The 20,579-nt window shown below is 59.4% G+C and carries 13 protein-coding genes; 7 read left to right on the top strand and 6 right to left on the bottom strand.

Features of this window, described 5'->3' with window-relative positions:
* The first annotated feature begins 53 nt into the window (after positions 1 to 53).
* Positions 54 to 1,457: a hypothetical protein gene (locus BV034_RS19545; protein ID WP_265593202.1), complete on the top strand. Its 1,404-nt coding sequence runs from the start codon at positions 54 to 56 to the stop codon at positions 1,455 to 1,457.
* Between the two features lie 50 nt (positions 1,458 to 1,507).
* Here the strand turns inward: BV034_RS19545 and BV034_RS19540 are convergent, their stop codons facing one another.
* A complete protein-coding gene (locus BV034_RS19540; RefSeq protein ID WP_050028668.1) occupies positions 1,508 to 2,287 on the bottom strand; it encodes an FkbM family methyltransferase in 780 nt (259 codons plus the stop codon).
* 241 nt (positions 2,288 to 2,528) lie between these two features.
* Here BV034_RS19540 and BV034_RS19535 point away from each other — a divergent pair, with 241 nt between their 5' ends.
* Together BV034_RS19535 and BV034_RS19530 are read left to right on the top strand one after the other, a co-directional pair.
* A complete protein-coding gene (locus BV034_RS19535) occupies positions 2,529 to 3,281 on the top strand; it encodes a GDSL-type esterase/lipase family protein (RefSeq protein WP_265593201.1) in 753 nt (250 codons plus the stop codon).
* The gene (locus BV034_RS19530) at positions 3,272 to 4,726 is read left to right on the top strand and encodes a DUF1501 domain-containing protein (protein ID WP_050028666.1); all 1,455 of its coding nucleotides are present in this window, start codon (positions 3,272 to 3,274) and stop codon (positions 4,724 to 4,726) included. Before BV034_RS19535 ends, BV034_RS19530 begins: the two co-directional genes overlap by 10 nt.
* Positions 4,727 to 4,964: 238 nt before the next feature.
* Here the strand turns inward: BV034_RS19530 and BV034_RS19525 are convergent, their stop codons facing one another.
* The 5 genes from BV034_RS19525 to BV034_RS19505 all read right to left on the bottom strand — a co-directional run bounded on the left by BV034_RS19525 (position 4,965) and on the right by BV034_RS19505 (position 12,982).
* On the bottom strand, positions 4,965 to 5,432 hold the full coding sequence (locus BV034_RS19525) for a hypothetical protein (protein ID WP_050028665.1): 468 nt from the start codon (positions 5,430 to 5,432) through the stop codon (positions 4,965 to 4,967).
* Positions 5,433 to 5,602: 170 nt separating this feature from the next.
* Complete coding sequence (locus BV034_RS19520) at positions 5,603 to 8,206, bottom strand: DNA topoisomerase III (RefSeq protein ID WP_050028664.1); 2,604 nt, start codon at positions 8,204 to 8,206, stop codon at positions 5,603 to 5,605.
* 180 nt (positions 8,207 to 8,386) lie between these two features.
* A complete protein-coding gene (locus BV034_RS19515) occupies positions 8,387 to 9,922 on the bottom strand; it encodes an MFS transporter (RefSeq protein WP_265593200.1) in 1,536 nt (511 codons plus the stop codon).
* Positions 9,923 to 10,056: 134 nt separating this feature from the next.
* Entirely contained in the window at positions 10,057 to 10,719 is a 663-nt protein-coding gene (rrtA, locus tag BV034_RS19510) for a rhombosortase (protein ID WP_265593199.1), read from the bottom strand.
* Positions 10,720 to 10,864: 145 nt separating this feature from the next.
* Positions 10,865 to 12,982 (bottom strand): VIT and VWA domain-containing protein, encoded by a 2,118-nt coding sequence (locus BV034_RS19505; protein WP_081887943.1) that lies wholly within the window; start codon positions 12,980 to 12,982, stop codon positions 10,865 to 10,867.
* 195 nt (positions 12,983 to 13,177) lie between these two features.
* On the opposite strand from BV034_RS19505, the gene BV034_RS19500 reads away from it, so the two are divergent.
* The 4 genes from BV034_RS19500 to BV034_RS19485 all read left to right on the top strand — a co-directional run bounded on the left by BV034_RS19500 (position 13,178) and on the right by BV034_RS19485 (position 20,503).
* Entirely contained in the window at positions 13,178 to 14,767 is a 1,590-nt protein-coding gene (locus tag BV034_RS19500; protein WP_063768838.1) for a sodium:solute symporter, read from the top strand.
* Positions 14,768 to 14,861: 94 nt separating this feature from the next.
* Positions 14,862 to 16,172 (top strand): amino-acid N-acetyltransferase, encoded by a 1,311-nt coding sequence (gene argA / locus BV034_RS19495; protein ID WP_050028660.1) that lies wholly within the window; start codon positions 14,862 to 14,864, stop codon positions 16,170 to 16,172.
* Between the two features lie 199 nt (positions 16,173 to 16,371).
* Entirely contained in the window at positions 16,372 to 18,321 is a 1,950-nt protein-coding gene (locus BV034_RS19490) for a hypothetical protein (protein ID WP_050028659.1), read from the top strand.
* A 34-nt stretch (positions 18,322 to 18,355) separates the two neighbouring features.
* Positions 18,356 to 20,503: a glycosyltransferase family 2 protein gene (locus BV034_RS19485; protein ID WP_063768835.1), complete on the top strand. Its 2,148-nt coding sequence runs from the start codon at positions 18,356 to 18,358 to the stop codon at positions 20,501 to 20,503.
* Positions 20,504 to 20,579 lie beyond the last annotated feature (76 nt).

Here is a 20,579-nt window from a genome sequence, read left to right as displayed (position 1 = left end):
CCATCAGCGCCGGTGTACTTTTTCACGACCCTTTCCTATTCCCTATGATACCCATGAAACAACTGATAGCAGGGCTCCTGACCCTGACGATGAACTCCCTGCCGGGCGCGGAGCCAGAGACCGTGCCTTCAGGTCTGTGTCGCATCCAGGTGGTGGACAAAGAGAATGGCTGGCCGGTGCCGCTGGTGGAGCTGAGAACGGTGAACCAGCAGCGTTACATCACGGACAATGCCGGAGTGATCGCCTTTGATGCGCCGGATTTGCTGGGGAAGCTCACTTGGTTCGATGTCATCGGGCATGGCTACGAGGTGGGCAAAGATGGCTTTGGCATGCGGGGCGTCCGTGTCACCCCTGAGTCAGGCAAGACGCTGAAGGTGGAGGTGACCCGGACGAACGTTGCCCGCAGGATTGGTCGGCTCACCGGCGCCGGACTGTATGCCGAGAGTCAACGCCTCGGCCAGATGCTGGACTGGCAGGAGCAGGGCATCGTGGGCTGCGATAGCGTGCAGAACGCGGTGCACAACGGCCGCATGTTCTGGGCCTGGGGGGACACGGCCATACCGGGCTATCCGCTGGGCGTGTTCGACATGAGCAGCGCCACCACCCCGGTGCAGCCTTTGGATCGGTTCGAACCACCATTGAAGCTGCGCTTTGATTATTTCCGCGATGACAAGGGGGCGGTGCGGGGCGTGGCCAAGATGCCGGGGAGCGGGCCAACCTGGGTGAGCGGCTACACCACGCTGCCGGACAAGGCGGGCAAGATCCGCCTGGTTGGCTCCTATGTGAAGATCAAGCCTCCCATGGACGCCTATGAAAGCGGCCTGTGCGTGTGGAATGAGGAAACAAATTCGTTTGTTCAGCACAAGGTCCTCTGGAAACAAGCTGCCGCCCAGCCGAAGCCGCCTCCCATGCCCTCGGGTCATCCAGCCCTGTGGAAGGATGAGCAGGGGAGGGAGTGGATCTATTTCGGCGATCCACTGCCCGTGCTCCGCTGTCCGGCCACGTTTGAGGCATGGGAAGATTCAACCCAGTGGGAGAAACTTCAGCGTCAGGAGTCTTTGAAGGGGACCGGCGGTCAGGAAAAGGTGGTGCCCCACAGCGGTTCCATTGCGTGGAACGCCTACCGGAAGCGCTGGGTGAGCGTCTTCATGGAGAGCTTCGGCAAACCTTCCGTGTTCGGTGAGCTGTGGTATGCAGAGGCAGATCATCCCACCGGCCCATGGGGGCCAGCGGTCAAAGTGATCACCCATCAGAACTACACCTTCTACAATCCGAGACTCCATCCAGAGTTCACACCGGAGGGCTCACCCATCCTGATCTTCGAGGGGACCTATACCATGCAGTTTGCTGATCATGCCCACGCCACGCCGCGCTACGACTACAATCAGATGCTGTATCGCCTGGATCTGGATGATCCGAAGCTGTCGGCGGCAAAAGAGGTGGCAAAGCGGCAGTGATGCGTCGTGCGATGGAGCCCGCTGCTAGCTCCATGCTGTGAGCAGCTGCCTCAGGGCCCTGGCTTGGGCAGAGGCTGAAGCCCGGCTGCTTGCAGGATCACATCGGCTGAGGGGGGCACGGCCAGAGTGTCACCCCGCAGCCGGTACAGCGAATAGTGGGGGCTGAGGAAACGCACGGATGCTTCAGACTCCTCCTTGGTCAAATGCTTGTGCTCGAACAGGATCACCCTGGGTCTCAGCGTGTTCAGATTCAACTGGCGGAGAATGGAGTAGTCAGCGCCTTCGGTGTCGATGTGCAGGATGTCCACATCCAGTATGCTGTGCTTGGCGAACAGCGTGTCCAACGTCATGCCGGTCAAAAGAGATTCCTTGATGTAAGGCTCCACGACAGGCAGGCAGTAGGTGATGTGATGACGCTTGAAAGATCCCAGTTGGTCAAACCAAGGGGGCAGATCTTTTAAGAGCTGACGGGCTGCGGGATCCACCCAGTAAAACTGGCAGGCACTGCCGTCGTTGATCAACGCGTTCTCGAAAGCGAAGCGTTTAGGGTCGTCGTAGTTTCCTTTCAGCCGCTCAAAAAGGTAGGGAACTGGCTCGACGAAGAGGGCTTTCCACCGGTGCCGTCGGCGGAGCAGGCGGTGGAGGGGATCCCCGGTTTTGCCATCGTTGGAGCCGATCTGCACAATCTGGGCACTGGCCGGGCCAACGATTTTACCAATCCAGATCGAAGGATCTTGTTTCCAAGTGCCTTTGATCCTCGCGTTGACCCAGCGCGCCAGCGCAAGCAGGGCGGGGCGGGATTGGATCGCTCTCTTGAGGTTAATGTTCAATGGAAAACAATGGAGGTATAACCTCAATACGTGTTCTTCCAGATTCTTCAAGCAACCTTGTTCAGGACAGTCAACTCACTGCGGCAGCGGAAGGTGATTCCTTTCTCCCCGGGTTTCAGTGTTGGGACGAAAAGAATTCTCTGCAGGAGGTGAACTTTCTTAGTGTGAATCGCCACGTTGATGGAGAGGAGACGGTTTGGAACCGTCCGGGCATCTCAACCCAATGGGGATATCCACCACCATGACCCGCACAAAACGTCTGAAGAGAATTTGCAGGGCGAGCTTCGCCGTGATCTGCGTCGTTCAGATGGGAGTGGCGTGTTTGAATGCGGAGGAGAAGCGTGTAGAGCCCGCCCAACGAGATGCGGGAGCGGACTGGGGTGCGTTGTTCAAGATGCACTGGCAGAACCGTGTGCGGGCCTTCAGCGAGCAGACCCCGGCCTGGCAAAATGTGGTGTTGCTCGGCGACAGCATCACGGAGGGCTTCGATGTGGCCAAGTTTTTCCCGGGGCGTAGGATTCTCAATCGGGGCATTGGCGCGGACGTAATTGGGAACGCCCTGCCGCCAGATGATCCGCGAGGGGTGCTTCAGCGGTTGGATTGCTCCGTTTTCGATTGCAGCGCCACGGACGTTTTTATCCTGATCGGGATCAATGACCTCAATTCGGGACGTACGGTGGATGTCATGGAGGATGGCTATCGGGACCTCCTTTCCCGCCTCAAAGCGGGGGCTCCAAGACTGAAAGTGCACGTGCAATCCCTCCTGCCCACAAGAGGTGATCATGACCGCCAGAACGAGCCGGTCCGGCAGTTCAACAAGCAGTTGAAGAAGCTGTCGGAGGAGTATGGGTATGATTTTATCGACCTCCATGCGCTCATGGTGGATGGCCAAGGACAGTTGAAGACGGAGTTCACTCCAGACGGGCTGCATCTGAATGATGCGGCATATGGGGTGTGGCGGGAACAAATCCTCAAATCCATGCAATGGCCATGAGCCCGATTCTACAAAGTCACCTCACCCAGCCGTTTCCACGCGTCGGCACCACCCGACGTGAGATGCTGGTGTCCCTCTCGTCAGGCATCGGCTGGCTGGCGTTTGCAGCACTTGCCCAGAACGGACGCGCGGCAACGGGTCAGGCCGAGCCTCTCAGGGCTCATTTTCCTGCGAGAGCCAAGCGGGTGATCTTTCTGACCATGCGGGGCGGCCCCTCCCATGTGGATCTGTTCGACTACAAGCCGGAGTTGACTCGAAGGAATGGTGAGGCTGTCAGCCAAGGGCGGGACGCGGCAGGAGCGAAGTACTTTGGGCCAGCTCACGGTTTTGCTCAGCATGGGGAGTCGGGGCATTGGATCGCCGATACCTACCCGCTCCTGGCGCGCCATGCGGACGAGCTGTGCATCATCAACTCCATGCACACTGACCTGCCCAACCACGCCCAGGCGTTCGGCCAGATGCACACGGGGAGTTTTCAGTTCGTTCGTCCGTCGCTTGGGGCATGGACCCTCTATGGGCTGGGCAGCGAGAATGCCAACCTGCCAGGATTCATCACTCTCAACCCTCCGGCGGACAACGGCGGGGCGCAGAACTATGGCAGCGCCTTTTTACCGGCAGCCTGTCAGGGCACACGCTTGGGAAGCAGCCAGCTCCCGGACTTGTATGCGGCTCTCCTGAAGAAAGACGTGGCTCCGGGCCCTCCTCTGAAGAATTTGATCAACGAGAATCTCGATCGGCCGGAACTGCGTCGGCAGGTCGATTTTATCCGGGCCCTCAACGAGCACCGGCTGGCCCAGGCGGGGCATCAGCCGGAGATCGAGGGGGCGATTGAGTCCTTTGAGCTGGCGTTTCGCATGCAGGCCGAGGTGCCAGAGGTGTTGGATCTACGGGGCGAGTCGGAGACGGTACGCAAACTCTATGGCGTGGGAGAGCCCAACGACCAGTTTGCGCGCCAGTGTTTGCTCGCACGCAGGCTCACCGAGGCTGGGGTACGGTTTGTCGAGATCGCGTCTCCCACGGGCTGGGACCACCACCATCTCCTCAAAGACGGGCTGGCCAAGGCGTGTGCGGCCACTGACCGGCCCATTGCCGCCCTGCTTACTGACCTGAAGGCCCGGGGGTTGCTCAAAGACACGCTGGTGGTTTGGGCGGGCGAATTTGGCCGTACGCCCTACGCCCAGAGTGGGGATGGACGGGATCACAATCACCGTGGCTACTCCATCTGGATGGCCGGAGGTGGGGTGAGGGGAGGATTGCGATACGGTGCCACGGACGAGTTTGGCCATCGGGCGGTGGTGGATCCAATGCACATTCACGACTGGCATGCCACGGTCCTCCATCTGCTGGGGCTGGATCACAAGCGCCTGACATTTAACTATGGGGGGCGGGACTTTCGACTGACCGGGACGGAGGGCAACGTCGCTCTGCCCACTATCGCTTCTTGAGACCTCTTGTCCCATGAAGGCGGGCGGGTTCAGGAAGCACGCCAACGGGAAAGGGTGGTCACGGTTTTGTAAACAACAGCACCATGAGTGGGTGCCACAGGAACCATCCCGGGTTCTAAGAAAGTGTGGACGCTGTGTGGCAGGGTAGATAAAAAAAGGACGGCACCGGGGTGCCGTCCTATCAGGTTCAAGAAACTAGATTTAGGATAATCTCTCCTAAAGCAGTTCCGGAGGCGAATTACTTGCGCTTGCCCTTTTTGGCAGGTGCTTTCTTGACCGCCTTTTTCACTGCCTTCTTAGCCACCTTGACGGCGACTTTTTTCACAGCAGCTTTCTTCACGGACTTCACAGGCGCCTTCTTGACGGGGGCCTTCGTCACTTTGACCGCCTTTTTAGCCACTTTGACGGCTTTCACCGCTTTTTTCACCACGGGCTTGGCAGCGGCCTTCTTAACAGGGGCGGCCACCGTTTTGCCTTTGGCTTTGGCTTCCTTGGCAGCAAGGCGCTTGGCGCTCGCACGCTTTTTGCGCATGTAGTCGCGGGCGTAAACGCGACGGCGCTCTTTTTCATCCTCAGTGGCACGCTCCGCCCACCAGGCGGCTTTCTCCGCGAGGTGCTTCTTGCGGAATTTGGCGTTGGCGCGGTATTCGTTGCGGAACCACGCGGCCTGGGCCTGTCTTTGTTTTTCTGGATCGGCGTAGGGCATGACTAGTATTGGTTTGGTTGCTAGTTCCTAGAACCTGTAAACAAAAACAGGACATTTGGCAAGAAAAAAATGAAAAACACCCCTTGACTAAGGGGTGTTAATTCGGCCGGAGGCGAACTTTGGCCCGCTTCCGGCCGCCTGAAACTTACCTAGAGCCCGGTTCGAGGGGACTAGGGTTGTTCCTCTGCCGGGGCGGGTTTCTGCCGCCCGAATTTAGCCCCAGGGGACTTGGCGGAGGCGGTTTTGGGCTTGGGCTCCCGGGGTGGGAACTCCCAGCCGAGGATGCGCTTGTCACCAGCCTTGCAGACCAGGAAGGCGCTGAAAGGACGGTTTTTCTTTGAGATCATGCCCTCGATGACATCCGTCTTGCCCTGGGTGAAGAATTTCCGGGCATTATCCTCGCTAATCCTCTTTTTGCAGAGTTCCAAGGGGAGCTTGGCGTTGCATTTCTTGGGCTCTGTGATGGCGGTGTGGCACACGTAGCCGATCGGCAGGATGTGGATGTTTGCCTTCCTGCCTTGTTTGGCACATACCGGGCACTCGCAGAGGACCGGGGCCTCCGCCCAGTTAATTTCATCGCTCTGTCCCTTCTCGAAGAGGAAGTTGACCTTCCGGTCGTCCTTGATCTCCAGGCCGGCGCTGAACTCCTTGCCGACACGGCTGCGGAAGCCGTCCATAGTGGGGAGCAACCGTTTTTCGATCAGCGTCCGGAGCTCGTCATCGTTCAGATTTCGGCCCGCCACGTTCTTGAAGACCCGCAGCTTGCAATCCTCTGTCCGGCAGGCCACAAACTCCTCCGTGTTCTTGAAGGTTTTGGCACCGCAGAAAGGACAGGTGGCGACAAAGTCCGGCAGGACTCGCTCTTTGGCGGCCTTGGCGTAGGCTTTGCTCTTGTCCACGATGTCAGCCGCCAGCGTGCGGATATCCCGCATGAAGCTGTTGCGGTCGAGCTGGCGGTGCTCCATGAGCTTGAGCCTGTACTCCCATTGCCCGGTGAGTTCCGGGGAGCAGAGGGTTTCGGCTCCCAGGTCGGAAAGCTGTTCCACGAGGTCGAGTCCCTTGGTGGTCACAATCAACTCGCGACCCTGGCGCTCGACGTACTTGTCCATGATGAGGCCTTCGATGATCGCGGCTCGCGTGGCCGGGGTGCCCAGACCTCGTTCACTCATGGCCTCACGCAGCTCATCATCGTCCACCAGTTTGCCTGCCCCTTCCATGCTGGAGAGCAGGGTGGCTTCGTTGTAGCGGGGTGGGGGCTTCGTGGATTCTTCTCGCATTTCCACGGTTTTGGCATCGGCTATCTCTTTCGGCTTCACGGGCACGAGGACTCGGCCGCCGCCTTCGCCTTCCTGCTCGTCGACAGCTTTCTTGCCATAGACTTCGAGCCAGCCCGCCTCGCGCAGAACTTTGCCGTCGGACTTGAAGACATCTTCGCCAATCCGGGAGAACCGGGTGGTGACATCGAACTCGGCCGCCGGGAAGAAGACGGCCAGGAAACGACGCAACACCATGTCGTAAAGTTTCTGCTCGGCCTCGTCCAGGCTCTTCGGCGGGGGTTGACCCGTCGGGATGATCGCAAAGTGATCGCTCACCTTGCTAGTGTCGAACACACGACGATTCGGGCGCACCCAGTCTTCGTCCAGGATCTTGTCGCAGAAGGGACGCAGCTCCACAGGGAAGGCACCGGCCTTGCTGGCTGTCAGATCTGAGAACCCACGGATGGTCCCTTTCACCGTCGCAATGTAGTCATTGGGGAGGTAGCGGGAGTCAGTTCGGGGGTAGGTGAGGGCCTTGTGCTTTTCGTAGAGGGCCTGGGCCAGCTGCAGGGTGCGGCGGGCGCTGAAACCAAAGCGGTTGCTCGCCTCGCGCTGGAGGCTGGTCAGGTCGTACAGGAGCGGCGCCACCTGGCGGGTGGGCTTGGTGGTTTCCTCCACCGTGGCCTTTTTCCCAAAGCAGCGGGCGACAATCGCTTCCGCAGCCTCGCGATCCCAGAGGCGCTCCGCCTTCAGGTGTTCGTCGGTGTCGTCTTTCTTGAACGTCTCGTCCAGCCAGCGCCCGGCATACTCTCCGGCAGCGACGCCGAAAAGCGCGTGCACTTCATAATAGGTGCGAGGTTCAAAGGTGGTGATCTCGCGCTCGCGCTTGGCCAGAATGGTGAGCGTCGGGGTCTGGACGCGACCGACCGGCGTCAGGCGGAAGCCGCCGTGGCGGGAGTTCAGGGCGGTCAGGGCCCGGGTGCTGTTGATGCCCACGATCCAGTCGCTCTCACTGCGGCACTTGGCGGCATTCGCCAGAGGCTGCATGTCCTCATCCGTCCGCAGCTTGTCAAAGGCCTCCAAGATGGCGCCGTTGGTCATGGACTGCATCCACATCCGGCTCACCGGTTTCTTCGTCCCAGTCGCCTCAATGATGTTGCGGAAGATCAGCTCGCCTTCGCGCCCGGCATCGCAAGCATTGATGATATCGACCACATCCTTGCGCTTGATCAGGCGGGTGACGGCCCGGTAGCGGTCGGCCGTCTTGTCGATGGGCTTGAGCTCAAACTTCTCGGGAAGAATCGGGAGAGTCGTGAAGCCCCAGCCGATTTTCTTGCCGTCCTTCATAGGCATTTCCTGCTCCAGCAGGTGACCGACGGCAGAGGTGATGACGTGCGTTTCGTTTTCGAAAAAGTCGCTCTCCTTCTTAAAAGGAGTCATGCCGGGGGCCTTGGCAAGCGCGCGGGCAAGGTCCGCAGCGACGCTGGGCTTTTCGGCAATGATGAGGGATTTGGACATAGGAACAGGCACAAAGGCATACGAACGGCAGGGGTGTCAAGGGAAGAGAGGGATTAGGACAAAGGGATAAGGGAAAAGGAAGCCATAGGGGATCTCCCCGGCCTACTTCTGCTGTATTGGAGTCCGAAACGGACGTGCAAAAGTCCCCTTATCCCTTGACCCTCATGCCTTTTCCCTTGGTTATTGCAATGCCTTCCCCTTGGTCTCCGGGGCGAACCAGATGAGGATCATGCCCACCAGATAGACGCTGCACAGGACCGTGAAGGCGCTGGCGGAGGCTTGCAGCTTGGAGGCTCCGTCCCCGCCAAAGACAGCGATGAGGTTGGCCAACTGGAGGCCGCCGATCGCCGCAATGATGCGACCAACGTTGAAGCAGAACCCCTGGCCGGTGGCGCGAACGGCTGTGGGGAAGAGTTCAGGCAAATAGAGGGGGAAGAATCCGTAGAACGAGGCAGTGAGGCCGCCCATGAGGAAGGCACTGATGAAGAAGTTGGTGTCGATCTGGGTGTTGAACCGGAAGAAGAAGATGCTGGAGGCCATGGCCGTGATACAGCAGAAAAGGTAGGTGAGACGGCGGTTCAGAATGTCTGCAAGCACCGGTGTGAGGAGGGCAAAAACCGTGGCTCCCAATGCCGTGCAGATCTGGGTGTACTGCATGGGGTGAGAGTATCCATTGGAGGCAAGCTCTGTGGACCACTTGGGTGCCTGTTGGGCGGCCCCCCAGGTGCCGAGCAACGCAATCCCCGCGAGGGTGGCACCGATGACGAGGTTGGACCGCACCTTGCGGCGCATGTCCTCAGACATGTTTCCTGCAGCCGTGGAGCGCTGCAGGTAACGGCGCACTGGCAGGAGGAAGCCCCAGACCACGGCGCAGAACCCAACGACGGTGATGACGGTAGCCGTAGGGGTGGCTACACCCATCGGTGACCACGCCCAGATGATAATCATCGCAACGACGGCTCCAAAGAGGACGCCGAGCAGATCCGGCGTACTCCAGTGCGAGGTGGAGCCGGTTTTCTTCTCCTCCTCCCACTTGTCGGACTCCGGCACGAAGAGCCGGATGAAGAAGATGAGCACAGCAGGGAAGGCACCGCTGATCATGAGGAAACGCCAGGCCTGGTTGTGCAGCAGATAGTCCGAGAGCCCCTGCGAAGCTCCGAGGCTGGCGAAGATATCCTGAACCGAGGTGAGGAAGTTGTTCATGCCGAGGCTGAGGAAGGCCACAAGAAGGTAACCAATATTCGCCGCGGCGCCGATCGCACCTGCGACCCAGGCGCGGTTGCCTTTGGTCCAGAGCTCATTGACCAGGGCCACGCCCAAGGCCCACTCTCCGCCCATTCCCAAAGAGGCAATGAAGCGTAGGATCGCAACGTGCCAGGCCTCAGTGGCAAAACCACACAGACCGGTGAAGATGGCATAGGTGAAAATGGAGAAGGTCATGGCCTTCACGCGGCCGATCCGGTCACCCAGCCAGCCGAAGAAGACGCCCCCCGTGGCCGCGCCCACCAGGAAGGTGGCGATAATGACGGTGAACCAGCGGTCCACGCCCTGGCTGATCAAAGACGGATCCCCAGTGCCTGCCAGCAAATCCTGCAGCGCGGGTTTGCCAATCAAGGGGAAGAGCCCCATCTCAAAGCCGTCAAAAAGCCAGCCAAGAAAGGCTGCGGTGAGCGCCATATTTCGGCCGCGGGCGTTGGGAGGGGGAATGGAGGCCATGAGTCGGGAGTCGGAGTGTCAGGGGAGGTGGGTGTGAATGTAAGTGGGGCAGGAGATGCGATCGGAAAAACGATGACAATGGCCAGATGCGGCCAAAAAGGCCAGAGCTAAACGCGGAGAGGTGAGGGGAGCTATCACCTGTGCCATGCCGGAAGTGGAAATGTGTTTCGCGAACCGGGGGCGCACGGTGCTGGCGGGGGAGATCGTGGCGAACGCACGGGGAGCCCGGCAAGGAGTCCGGCAACAAATCCGGTCAAATGAGCGGAGGGGACAGGCAGATAGAGTCCGGGTTCCTCAGGGGCAAACAGGGTGGCGCCCGTGAGCAGCTCGAACCCTGTTTTTCCCACCAGCCCACAGGCACCCAGGACGGCGAGCAGGCGAGGGAGGGAGGTTTGGGTCCTCCATAGCGCCGCCACGACGAGGCCGAAGAGCGCGGAGTCCAGACCAGACAGTCCGCGGTACGAGGTAAACTGCGGTTCCAGAAGCCGGATCTCCAGGGGGATGAGGGCGGCTGCAAATGCCAGTGCCAGCGGATAGCGGGCTGGCAGAGCTCTAAGGCAGACGATGGAAAGTACGATGAACGCCCCCAGATCCCAGAGAAGATGCCCCCACGACCAGTGCGTGAGGTGACTTGTCAGCCACTGCCAACGTTCTGGCATGGGGCGAATGCCCCACTCTCCCCGTTGCCATTGCCACGTCTCAGTCAGGAGGGCTTGAAACCCCAATGCGACCGTGCTCACGGCAATCGCCAAGGCCAGAGAGGCCCCGATGATGACGGGCAGACGCGATGCGGGCATGCTGATCGATGGCTCAGAGGTTGAGTGGAGCATATGTCACGATGTGGGAAATGGTTGCAGAGGTTGAGCGGGAAATAGCTCCCACACCCCAAGCGGTTATCGTGGCCGCATGCAGGCAAGCGCAGCCACGAGTCCCCGCAATGGCCTAGTCCTGTCGTGCGTCACCCGAAATCCGGCGCAGACTCATGAGAGCCAGTCCGGAGAACAGAGCGAGCGCGAGCATCGCTGGCGGGGAGATCGCTCCACCACCACCGCCGATTTTTGGGAACCAGCTTCCGCCGCCCGAACTGCTGCTGCTTTCGCTGTATGACCGCTGCGGCGGGGCCACGCTCGGAGCAGCGTGCGGTGTCATGGGCTGGGCGGCGTCCACACGATAGTTGGTCGCCGCAGGTGCAGCCTGGCGAACATTGTGGGCGGCTTGTTCTGCCGCAGCGCGGCTCTGGTTTTGACGGTCGATGCCGTGACGGGAAAAAGCGTCGTCATTGAGCACCAGCATGGAGGTCTGATCTGTGACCAGTTGATATTGCAATCCCAGACCGAGGATGGCGTTGTTCGCTTCATGCTGGGGAAGGGCCCCGGTGTTGGCGCGAAGTTCGTATTGCTCGATCTGATCAAGTGCCCAGAGGCGTTCGATCTCGGGATTCTCGATATCGGTTTCGGGAAACTTGAAGGTGGTGCGGTACACCTTGTCTTCTCCCGTGAGACGGGCTTTTAGGACCAGCTCCGCGTCGCCGCCCTTTTCGTACTGGCCGAACATCACCAGCTGCTGTCCACGATAGATCTTGCCGGGAATGCTTCCCGTTGTGTTGAGGGTTTTTACGCCCTGGATGGTGAACTCCGCGTCATGAAGGCACTCGTGCAACACTTTGCCTTTGGCCTGGAGGATCTGGCCGAGGAGGTCGTCATCGTTGGAAACCCCGGCGTAAAAACCGCCGCTGGCCTCGCAAACGGTCCGCATCAGAGGCCAGTTGGCACTGTTGCCCATTAGGAAGCCGAAGATGCGGATGTCGTGTGATTTCACCAGTTGGTGAAACGCTGCCGAGTCCACGATGCCGGTGTTGGTGACGCCATCGGTCACCAGCACCACGCTGGTGGCCCGGTCGGCGTCCAGCTTCTGCATGGCCATGGAGAGACCATCGTAGAGATTCGTGCTGCCTGCGGAGCGCAGGGTCTGGATCTGGTGAAGGGCTCTCTCGACATGGGTCGGAGTCGCCTCCAACCAGCCGGTCACATCTGTGGCCCGGTCGGCAAAGGAAATCACGCGGAACCGGTCCTGAGGCGACATCTTGCCGATCACCTGACTTACTCCCTTGGCGAGGGTTTGCAGTTTGGAGCTCATGCTGCCGGAGGTGTCGAGGACAAACACATAGTCTGCACCGTGGCTGAGGGGTTGGAGATCGAGACCGGGAGTCACCACCATCATGAAGGTGCCAGGTCCGGTCTCAGAGGCGCGGAAGGGGATCACTTCCACCCGGCCGGGCAGGTTGTCTTCCAGGCGATAGTACACCACCAGGTCTTTGGTGAGTGGTCGGTTCTTGCGTTCCACGTGCACCTTGTAGTGCCCTTCAGCGATCTTGGTGGTCTGGGCGTCGCCTTCGAACCCCGGCAGCCGGACGTTGGTCACGGGCCAGGCCGACTTGACCTCTACATCCGCGGTGAACGTGCCATCCAGCGTGGAGTTGGCCGGTCCCCAGAAACTGGCAGCAGCGGCGTCATCCGTGCCCCCTTCCTCCAGGGGATAGAGATACCGGCAGACTCCTGTGTCGACTTCCAGTGGTTGGTAGTACACGAGTCTGAGGCGGGTTTGCTGCTGGGCTCGAACTGGGGTCACCCGGAACTCGTAGGCCTGAAAGGTCTCCTTCGTCGCCATCCCGGCGTCTTGGCCGTTCTTCTTCTCGTCTTCGTAGATGGTCCGGGCGCGGGTCTTTTCCACAACCTCTCCGTGAATCTCATGCTCGCCAAGGGTCAGGCTGACCTCAGAGAGGCTTGAGCTTTTTGGCAGAGGGAACCGGTACACGGCCTCCAGATCCTGGGCGTTGGGATTGTAGAACGACTGGGTGACTTCTGTACGGGCGAACCCGTTGTTGAGCGTGACTTGGACGTGGTGGTCCACCAGTCGGAGCGGCTCATGCGGGGAGCCCTTTGGGGTGAGCGCTCCGGCGGCTTGCGACGGGGTGGGGGAGGCGAGCGCGAAGGCCAAAGCTGCCGCCATGGGAATGGCTTGCGCTCTGAGCAGGCGTGTGAAACGGCAAGGTGTCTTCATACGCCGCCACCGTCCTTCCCTGGAGTTTGGTTGTTAAATACATAAAAAGGGAACGAGTATTGAGCAAAGCGATGGGGTGCCACGCTCGTTGAGACGCCATTTCCCGGCTGGCGATGTGGGTTGGAGGATCGAAAAAGTTCTGTTCGTTTCTGACGGCCCTTGTCAATGCTGGCTGTTCACGCCATCGTCGGCCCCATGAATTTCACGTGGGACATCCTGGTGCTGCTGCTCTATTTCGCCCTGATTCTGGGGATTGGTCTCGCCCAGAGCCGGAAGAACAAGAGCGTGGAAAGCTATGCACTCGGCGACCGCGAGATGGCCTGGTGGGCGGTGTTGGCGTCGATTATTGCAGCGGAGATCAGCGCGGCGACCTTCCTCGGAGCTCCCGAGACGGGCTTCAGCCGGCAGAACTGGAGCTATGCTCAATTTGCGATCGGGACCGTGCTGGCCCGCATCATCGTCAGCTTCTTGTTCATCCCAGTGTTCTACAAACACAATGTGGTGTCGCTCTACGAGTTCCTGGGGACCCGTTTCGGCCCTTGGACGCGGAAGTTTGCTTCGGTTACTTTCTTGGTCACCCGCGTGCTGGCCATGGGGACCCGGCTGTATGTTTCCGCGATCATTATCGTCCTTGCCTACGCTTTGTGGACGGGAGCCCCTGTCGAGCAAGGGACGAAATTCTGGCTCTATGCGGGTGCGGTGGTGTTGGTGACCTTGATGACCGCCATCTACACTTCTGTGGGGGGCATTCGAGCCGTGATCTGGACCGACTTCATTCAGGTGGCGGTTCTCCTTGCGGCACTGGCATTCACCATTCCTTACCTGTTGGGGCGCATTCCAGGCGGCATGGAGACGGTTGCTGCGGTGATCAAGGAACCGGCGTTCTTTGACTTTGCCAAACCTTCAGAACCCGGTGCCTGGGCCTGGATCAAAAACGTGCTCACCACGGAGTACACCATCTGGGCGGCGATCATCGGCAGCACCTTTGTGACCATGGCGACTCATGGTATCGATCAGGACACGGTCCAGCGCATGCTCACCGCCAAGAATCGTCGGCAGAGTGCCTTCGCCACCATCCTGTCCGGCATTGTCGATCTGCCCTTGGTTTCCGCCTTCATCTTCATCGGCGTTCTCCTCTACGCGTACTACAAGGCCCATCCAGATTCGGGCATGCCTGCGGAAACCCGGGAAGTCTTTCCCTACTTCATCATGAAGGAGATGCCCGCAGGTATGCGGGGTCTGGTGACGGCCGGCATTCTGGCTACTGCCATGGGGTCCCTGAGCACGGCTCTCAATGCCTTGGCCACCAGCTTCGCCCGCGACTTCATCCTCCCTCGACTGCCTGCGGATGCCCCGGAGTCCAAGCGCATCAAGGTGCTCCGCTGGAGCACAGTGCTCTTTGCTGTACTCATCATTGTCGTGGGGGTTGCCACAGCCTGGTACATGGCGCACCATCCTGAAGAGGAAATCATCAAGCTGGTGCTCGGTATTCTCGGGTTCACTTTTGGGTCGCTGTTGGGGATCTTCCTTGTGGCGGTGCTGACAAAGACTCGTGGTCGCGATGGGACGAACATCCTTGCTATGATCTGCGGCATCCTGGCGGTTCTGTTTTTGAGCAACCCGATGGATATCCAGACGAGAGTTGGAATGTCTGAGCCATTCATTCTGTCGTTCCCCTGGCGCATCACTTTGGGCACTTTCGTGACCGTGGGGGTGTCCGTGTTGTTTAGGACGCCACAGCACAAGCGCACCGAGATGGCGAATGTGGTGGATCACGGAGAGTAGGCGGGCTCACTGTCCTGATCTCCCATCCAACCTTTATCGCCCAAGGGCTTGTATCCCCGCCATTCGATGAGAATGTTGGGGGCTTCTACCTTCAATGAGCAAATTCGAAGACCTGAGAGGCATTCTCCAATACGTTCCCCAGTTCCGGGAGCGGATTTTTGTGATCGCGCTGGATGGCGCGGTGATGCGCCTGCCGAACTTCACCAGCCTGCTTCAGGACATTGCCGTCCTGCAATCTCTGAACATCCAGGTTGTCATCTCATTTGGTGCCCGGCTCCAGATTCGTGAGCTGGCCCAGGCCCGGAGCATCACCCTTTCCAGTGACGACGGCATGGGGCGCACTGATACCGCCACCCTTGAGGTGAGCGCAGACGCCATTTCCCGGCTTACGAGCGAATTGGTGGCGGATCTCACCGCGCTCGAACTCCGCGTGGCCGTGCCGAATGCTTTGGCCGTGCATCCTGCGGGCGTGATTGAGGGGGTGGATCTTGAACACACCGGAAGGATCGAGCGAGTGGATTCCCGGATGCTCATTGGTATGCTCAAGGAAGGGATCATCCCTGTGCTGCCTCCATTCGGCTATGATGGACGTGGCACCACCTTGCGGTTGAACTCCGATGCGGTGGCAGTGGAAACGGCACTCGCACTGGACGCTGCCAAAGTGATCTTTGTGGCCGAGGAAGGGCTGATGAACAGCGAAGGCCAGCGTCTGGCGCAATTGCCCATCAAGCTCGCTCGTGAAATTGCCAAACGCCGGGATCCTCATATGGACCCCAGCCTGGTGTCGAAATTGCGGTATGCCGCGCTCGCTTGTGGCGAGGGGGTGGCTCGCGTCCATATCATCGACGGTCGCCAGGACGAGGTGTTGCTTGCTGAGTTGTTCAGCAACGAAGGGGTGGGCACCATGATCCATGCGGACGAGTACCAGCAGATCCGTCGTGCCCGGGTGACCGACATCCCGTCGATCATGACCATGATGCGCCAGTCCGTGGAGGATGCTGCACTTGCTCCACGATCCCGCGAGCAGGTGCATAAGCGCATCAACGATTTCTTTGTCTTTGAGCTGGACGGGAATCTCGTGGGCACCGTCGCGGTGCACATGTATGAAACCGACGAGAAGGAGAAGGTGGCGGAACTCGCCTGCCTCTTCGTGAGCCGCGCGCACAAGAACAAAGGTCACGGGCGCAAGCTCGTAGCCTATGCCGAAGACATGGCACGGCAGCGCGGTGCCGTCTGGATCTTCGCCCTCAGCACCCAGGCCTCCCGGTTCTTTGAAGAGAAGATGGGATATGTGGACGTCGGCCCCGGCATCCTGCCCTCTGACCGGCGCGAGCAATACGACCGCAGTGGCCGGAATTCCAAGGTGCTGAAGAAGGAGATGTTTGGGAAGCCTGGCGTGTCCTGATTTGGTGGCAGAGTTTTTGAGCGTCCGTGTGAGGAGAATTGCAGAAGGCATCGCGTGCCTTGTCGCTCAGGCATGTCGATGCACTTTCCGAGGGAATGGCAGGAACGGATGATATTTCCGCTCTGGCGATGAAGTTGGTTGCCTGCATGGGGAAGCTGCGGATGATGGCCGGGCCTCGGCTCGGCACATCTGTCCATCCATGAAAAATAGCTTCAGGGAGTTCCTTTCAAAGTGCACCCGTGGCATTGTAGGGGGCTTGGGCAGGTCGCGCGAAATTGGACTGCTGAGCGTCGCGTTGTTTCTGATCGTGTTTGGCGTGCGACTGGTCTGGATTCATGACATGGCATCGCCTGCGCCGTTTTGGGATCAATGGGATGCAGAGGGACAGATACTCTATCCACCGTGGGTGGAAGGTCACTTCGACTGGCGCACACTCTTTGATCGACACAATGAGCATCGGATTCTCTTTCCACGGTTGATTTTCCTCGCGCTGCTGGATGCTCACGGTATCTGGGACCCTATTCTACAGATGGTGGTTTCTGCTGGGCTCCATGGGCTGTTTGCAGTGCTCTTGTTTGTATTGTTGTGTCACCTGACCCGGGGGGCGGCACGCCTCTGTCTCGTGGTGGCGTTGGGATTGGCCGCTGTGCCGATGGACTATGAAAACCTGCTCTGTGGGTTTCAAAACTCCTTCCCGTTGATGGGACTCTTTGGACTTGCTGCCATCTGGGTCGCGGCTGGAGCCGCCCGGCCTCTCGGCGTTCGGTGGTGGTTGGGCTGGCTGCCGCTGGTTCTGGGAGTGGGCACCATGGCGGGTGGGTTCTTTCCCGCGTTGGCGCTCGCCGGAATGCTGATCGTCGAAGCGCTTGCTGCGCCGCAGATGCGCACCAAAGCCCAAGTTTGGGGTGTTGGTTTGCTTATGCTCTTCGCTTTTGGGGCTCTGGCATTTCATCTTCCCGAAAGCACGGAGGCCAACATTCATCATTCCTGGTGGGATCGGTTGCGCGGTTTGTTCGTGTTCCTGTCCTGGCCTGTAGGAGCAGGGGGGTGGGGATGGTTGCTGGTGCAGTTGCCTACTCTGGCGGGCTTGGTCGCGATCTTCATGGGGCGGTTGGTGTTGGATTCCCGGGTGCGCATCGCCATGGCGCTTTCCTTTTGGGTGGCAGTACATGCTTTGGCGATTGCCTATGCGAGGTCGGAAGCCGTGATCGCCAGCCGGTACTTCCCCATCAATGTCTGCGGGCTGGCAGCAAATTTCGCCTGGGCGGTGCTTCTGTTGCGCTGGGCCGTGGCAGGGGGAGCTATTGTCAGAAGACAGGCGATCGTACGCGGAGCATTGATTGCATGGAGCGTGGTCGTATTGGGGGCAGTGTTGAGTGACTTCCTCGTCGTGCAAGCTCCGGCCGCTCGAAGCTTAGCCTGGCTGAAGAATCAGCACACAGTGAGCATTCGGCGCTATCTCAGCGTTGGCGATGACAGGGGGCTGTATCAGTCGAAGGAGAATCCACTTCCTCCATTGAGCAATGGAGGCCGGCTCAAGAAGATCTTGGGATCAAAGACGTTACTGGACTTGCTGCCAGCAGACCTCAAGGAGGCTCCGCCATCCACTGTGGTGGCCGGGGATGAGAGGGCCTTTGTGAGAAATGGTGGGGTGGATGCGAGGACAGGTCCGGCTCCGCATCAGCCTTATTGGGGGAGCTTTCTTCCACCTGCTGGCAGTGCGGCCACCGGGGAGTTGACGCTTGAGTTCGCCGGCACCCCTGCCACGCAGTGGGTGGAGATTTGGATGGCAGGGGCGCCATCCCCCAAGGGTTCTTCTCTGGAGATTCAGGACGCCACGGGCCGTCGCAAGATCCGTCTGTTGCCTGAAGAGCGCCCCGGGGATCAATGGAAGCGGTTTTTAGTGCGCATTCCTTATCGTCCTTACCGGATCAAGATCGCAGACCGCTTCGCGGACCGCTGGTTTGCCTTTACCGAGCCCAAAGCTGTGGGACACCTGGAACGGGAGAAAAAGTGGTTGCTCGACAATGGGATGAACCTGGTACTGGTCGGAGGGGCGCTTCTCCTTTTGTGTCTCTTTGTCGAAGGAGTATTGTCGTTGGGAGTTCGTTCTGAAACCGCTGGACTCTCCGGGGGGCGGAGAGAATAATCCGCGATTCCCTGATCTGTAGAGTGCGACCGAAATGCCTGAATCCCCAGTTGTGCTGCATGCAATCGAATTCCCTGTGGAGCGCAAGCTTCACAGCAGAAAGCTGACGATTCATGGCTGGTGTTTCGACCTCGCAGGGGAGTTTCTCAAAGGGGTGCGCGCCAGGGTCGGAGAACAATCCTTCACGGCTCGTCGCAAGAGACCCAGGCCCTATTTGGGCTATCGGTATCCCAATCATCCAGAAGCCGCCCTGAGTGGGTTTCTAATCGACGTAGAAGTGCCGCGAGGTCGAAGTGTCATCCAGGTGGAATGCAAACGGTCCGATGGCAAGTGGTTGTTGATGGAGGAACTCCCGGTCACCGCTCCATGGATTGCCTGGCCGTGGAAACAAAAGGATTCCGGGCAGGACTACGCAACGTGGGTGCACCACTATGACACGATTCATGCGGAGGATCTGGTCAAGCTGCGGCAGGAGGGAGCTGCGCTCACCGACGGACCTCTCATTTCCGTGTTACTGCCGGTGTATAATACCCCGCTCCGTTGGCTGAAGCGGGTGATCGAGACGGTGTTGGGCCAGGCTTATCCCCAATGGGAACTCTGCATTGCTGATGATGCTTCGCCTGATCCGCAAGTTCGGAAGACGATTGAGAACTATGCGGCCAGTGATCCGAGGATCAAGGTCGTATTTCGGCCCAGCAACGGGCATATTGTTGCGGCCACGAACAGCGCCTTGGAACTCGCCACCGGCTCCTTCGTGGCTCTGTTGGATCACGATGATGAGTTGCGGCCCCACGCTCTTCTGGAGATGGCCCGCGAGATCATGGCGAAGCCGGAGGCGGCTCTCATCTATTCTGATGAGGATCATCTGGATGAAGCGGGCGTGCGGTATGACCCATACTTCAAGCCTGACTTCAACTACGACCTGCTGCTCTCTCAAAACTGTGTCTGTCATCTCGGTGTGTACCGCACGGACCTGGTGAGGGAGTTGGGCGGCTTTCGCGCCGGTACGGAAGGCGCGCAGGACTGGGACCTGGCGCTGCGTGTTTTCGAAGCAGTGGGCCGGAATCGGATCCATCACGTTCCCAGGATCCTGTACCACTGGCGTAGCATCGAGGGTAGCACTGCCCGGGGAGTTTCTGAGAAGTCCTATGCTTCCAGCGCCGGAAAGCGGGTGGTGGAGGATCATCTTGCCCGAACAAATCAGGCAGTGGAGGAAGTGGAAGAGCTGAAGCAAGGGCACTTGCGGGTGCGCCGCAGTCTGTCCGATCCTCCGCCGGTTGCCATCATCATCCCCACCCGAAACTTCCGGCATCTGCTGGAGGTGGCGGTGGAATCCGTGCTGGCCCGCACCGACTATCCCCATTTCAGGCTGGTCATTGTGGACAATGATTCGAACGAGGAGTCAACACTGGAGTATCTGGCGGGTCTGCAGGCTCAGGATAAGGCAGAGGTGATTCGGGTCCCCGGGCCCTTTAACTACTCGCTGCTCAACAATCAGGCTGTTGCTGCATGCACAGAGCAGGTGGTTTGCCTGCTCAACAATGACATCGAAATTCATGAACGCGACTGGCTGCGAGAGATGGTGAGCCAGGCGGTCCGGCCAGACGTTGGTGCGGTGGGGACCAAGCTGTACTATCCGGATGGTCGCATTCAGCACGCCGGGGTGATCCTTGGGATGGGTGGGGCTGCCGGACACTTTTTGAAGGGGTGTGACAGCTCGAACCAGTCCCACGGGGGACGGCTTCATCTCTGCCAGAATTTCTCTGCTGTCACTGCGGCTTGTCTGGTGGTGGAGCGCCGCAAGTACCTGGAGGTGGGTGGACTGGATGAAGGAGATTTCAAGGTGGCCTTCAACGACATCGACTTCTGTCTGAAGCTGGATGATGCAGGCTATCGCAACGTGTACACCCCTTTTGCCGAGATGAGCCACCATGAGTCAGCCTCTCGTGGAGCGGATGAGCGCACTGATGCTGGCAAAGCACGAGCAACCCGGGAGACCATGTTGCTCCGCCAGAAATGGCAGCCGTATTGTGAGGCGGATCCGGCGTTTAATGTGAACCTGTCCATGGTGCATGAGGATGGTTCACTGGGGTTCCCGCCGAGAATCGGAGAGTGGCAAACGCGCCGCCAGCAGGGGAGTTCCCTATCTTCAGTGTTGCGGGAGGAGTCTGGAGCGGTGTGAGTTGCGTGGAGGCTTCAGCACCTGGCCCCGCTAGCGGGGCTTTGCTGAAGCGCGGCGAGAATCGCCGCTTTTGATG

The organism is Verrucomicrobium sp. BvORR034 (assembly GCF_000739635.1).
Lineage (GTDB): Bacteria > Verrucomicrobiota > Verrucomicrobiia > Verrucomicrobiales > Verrucomicrobiaceae > Verrucomicrobium.
Note: the sequence above shows the minus strand (reverse complement) of the source record. Positions and strands in the feature narration are given on the sequence as shown.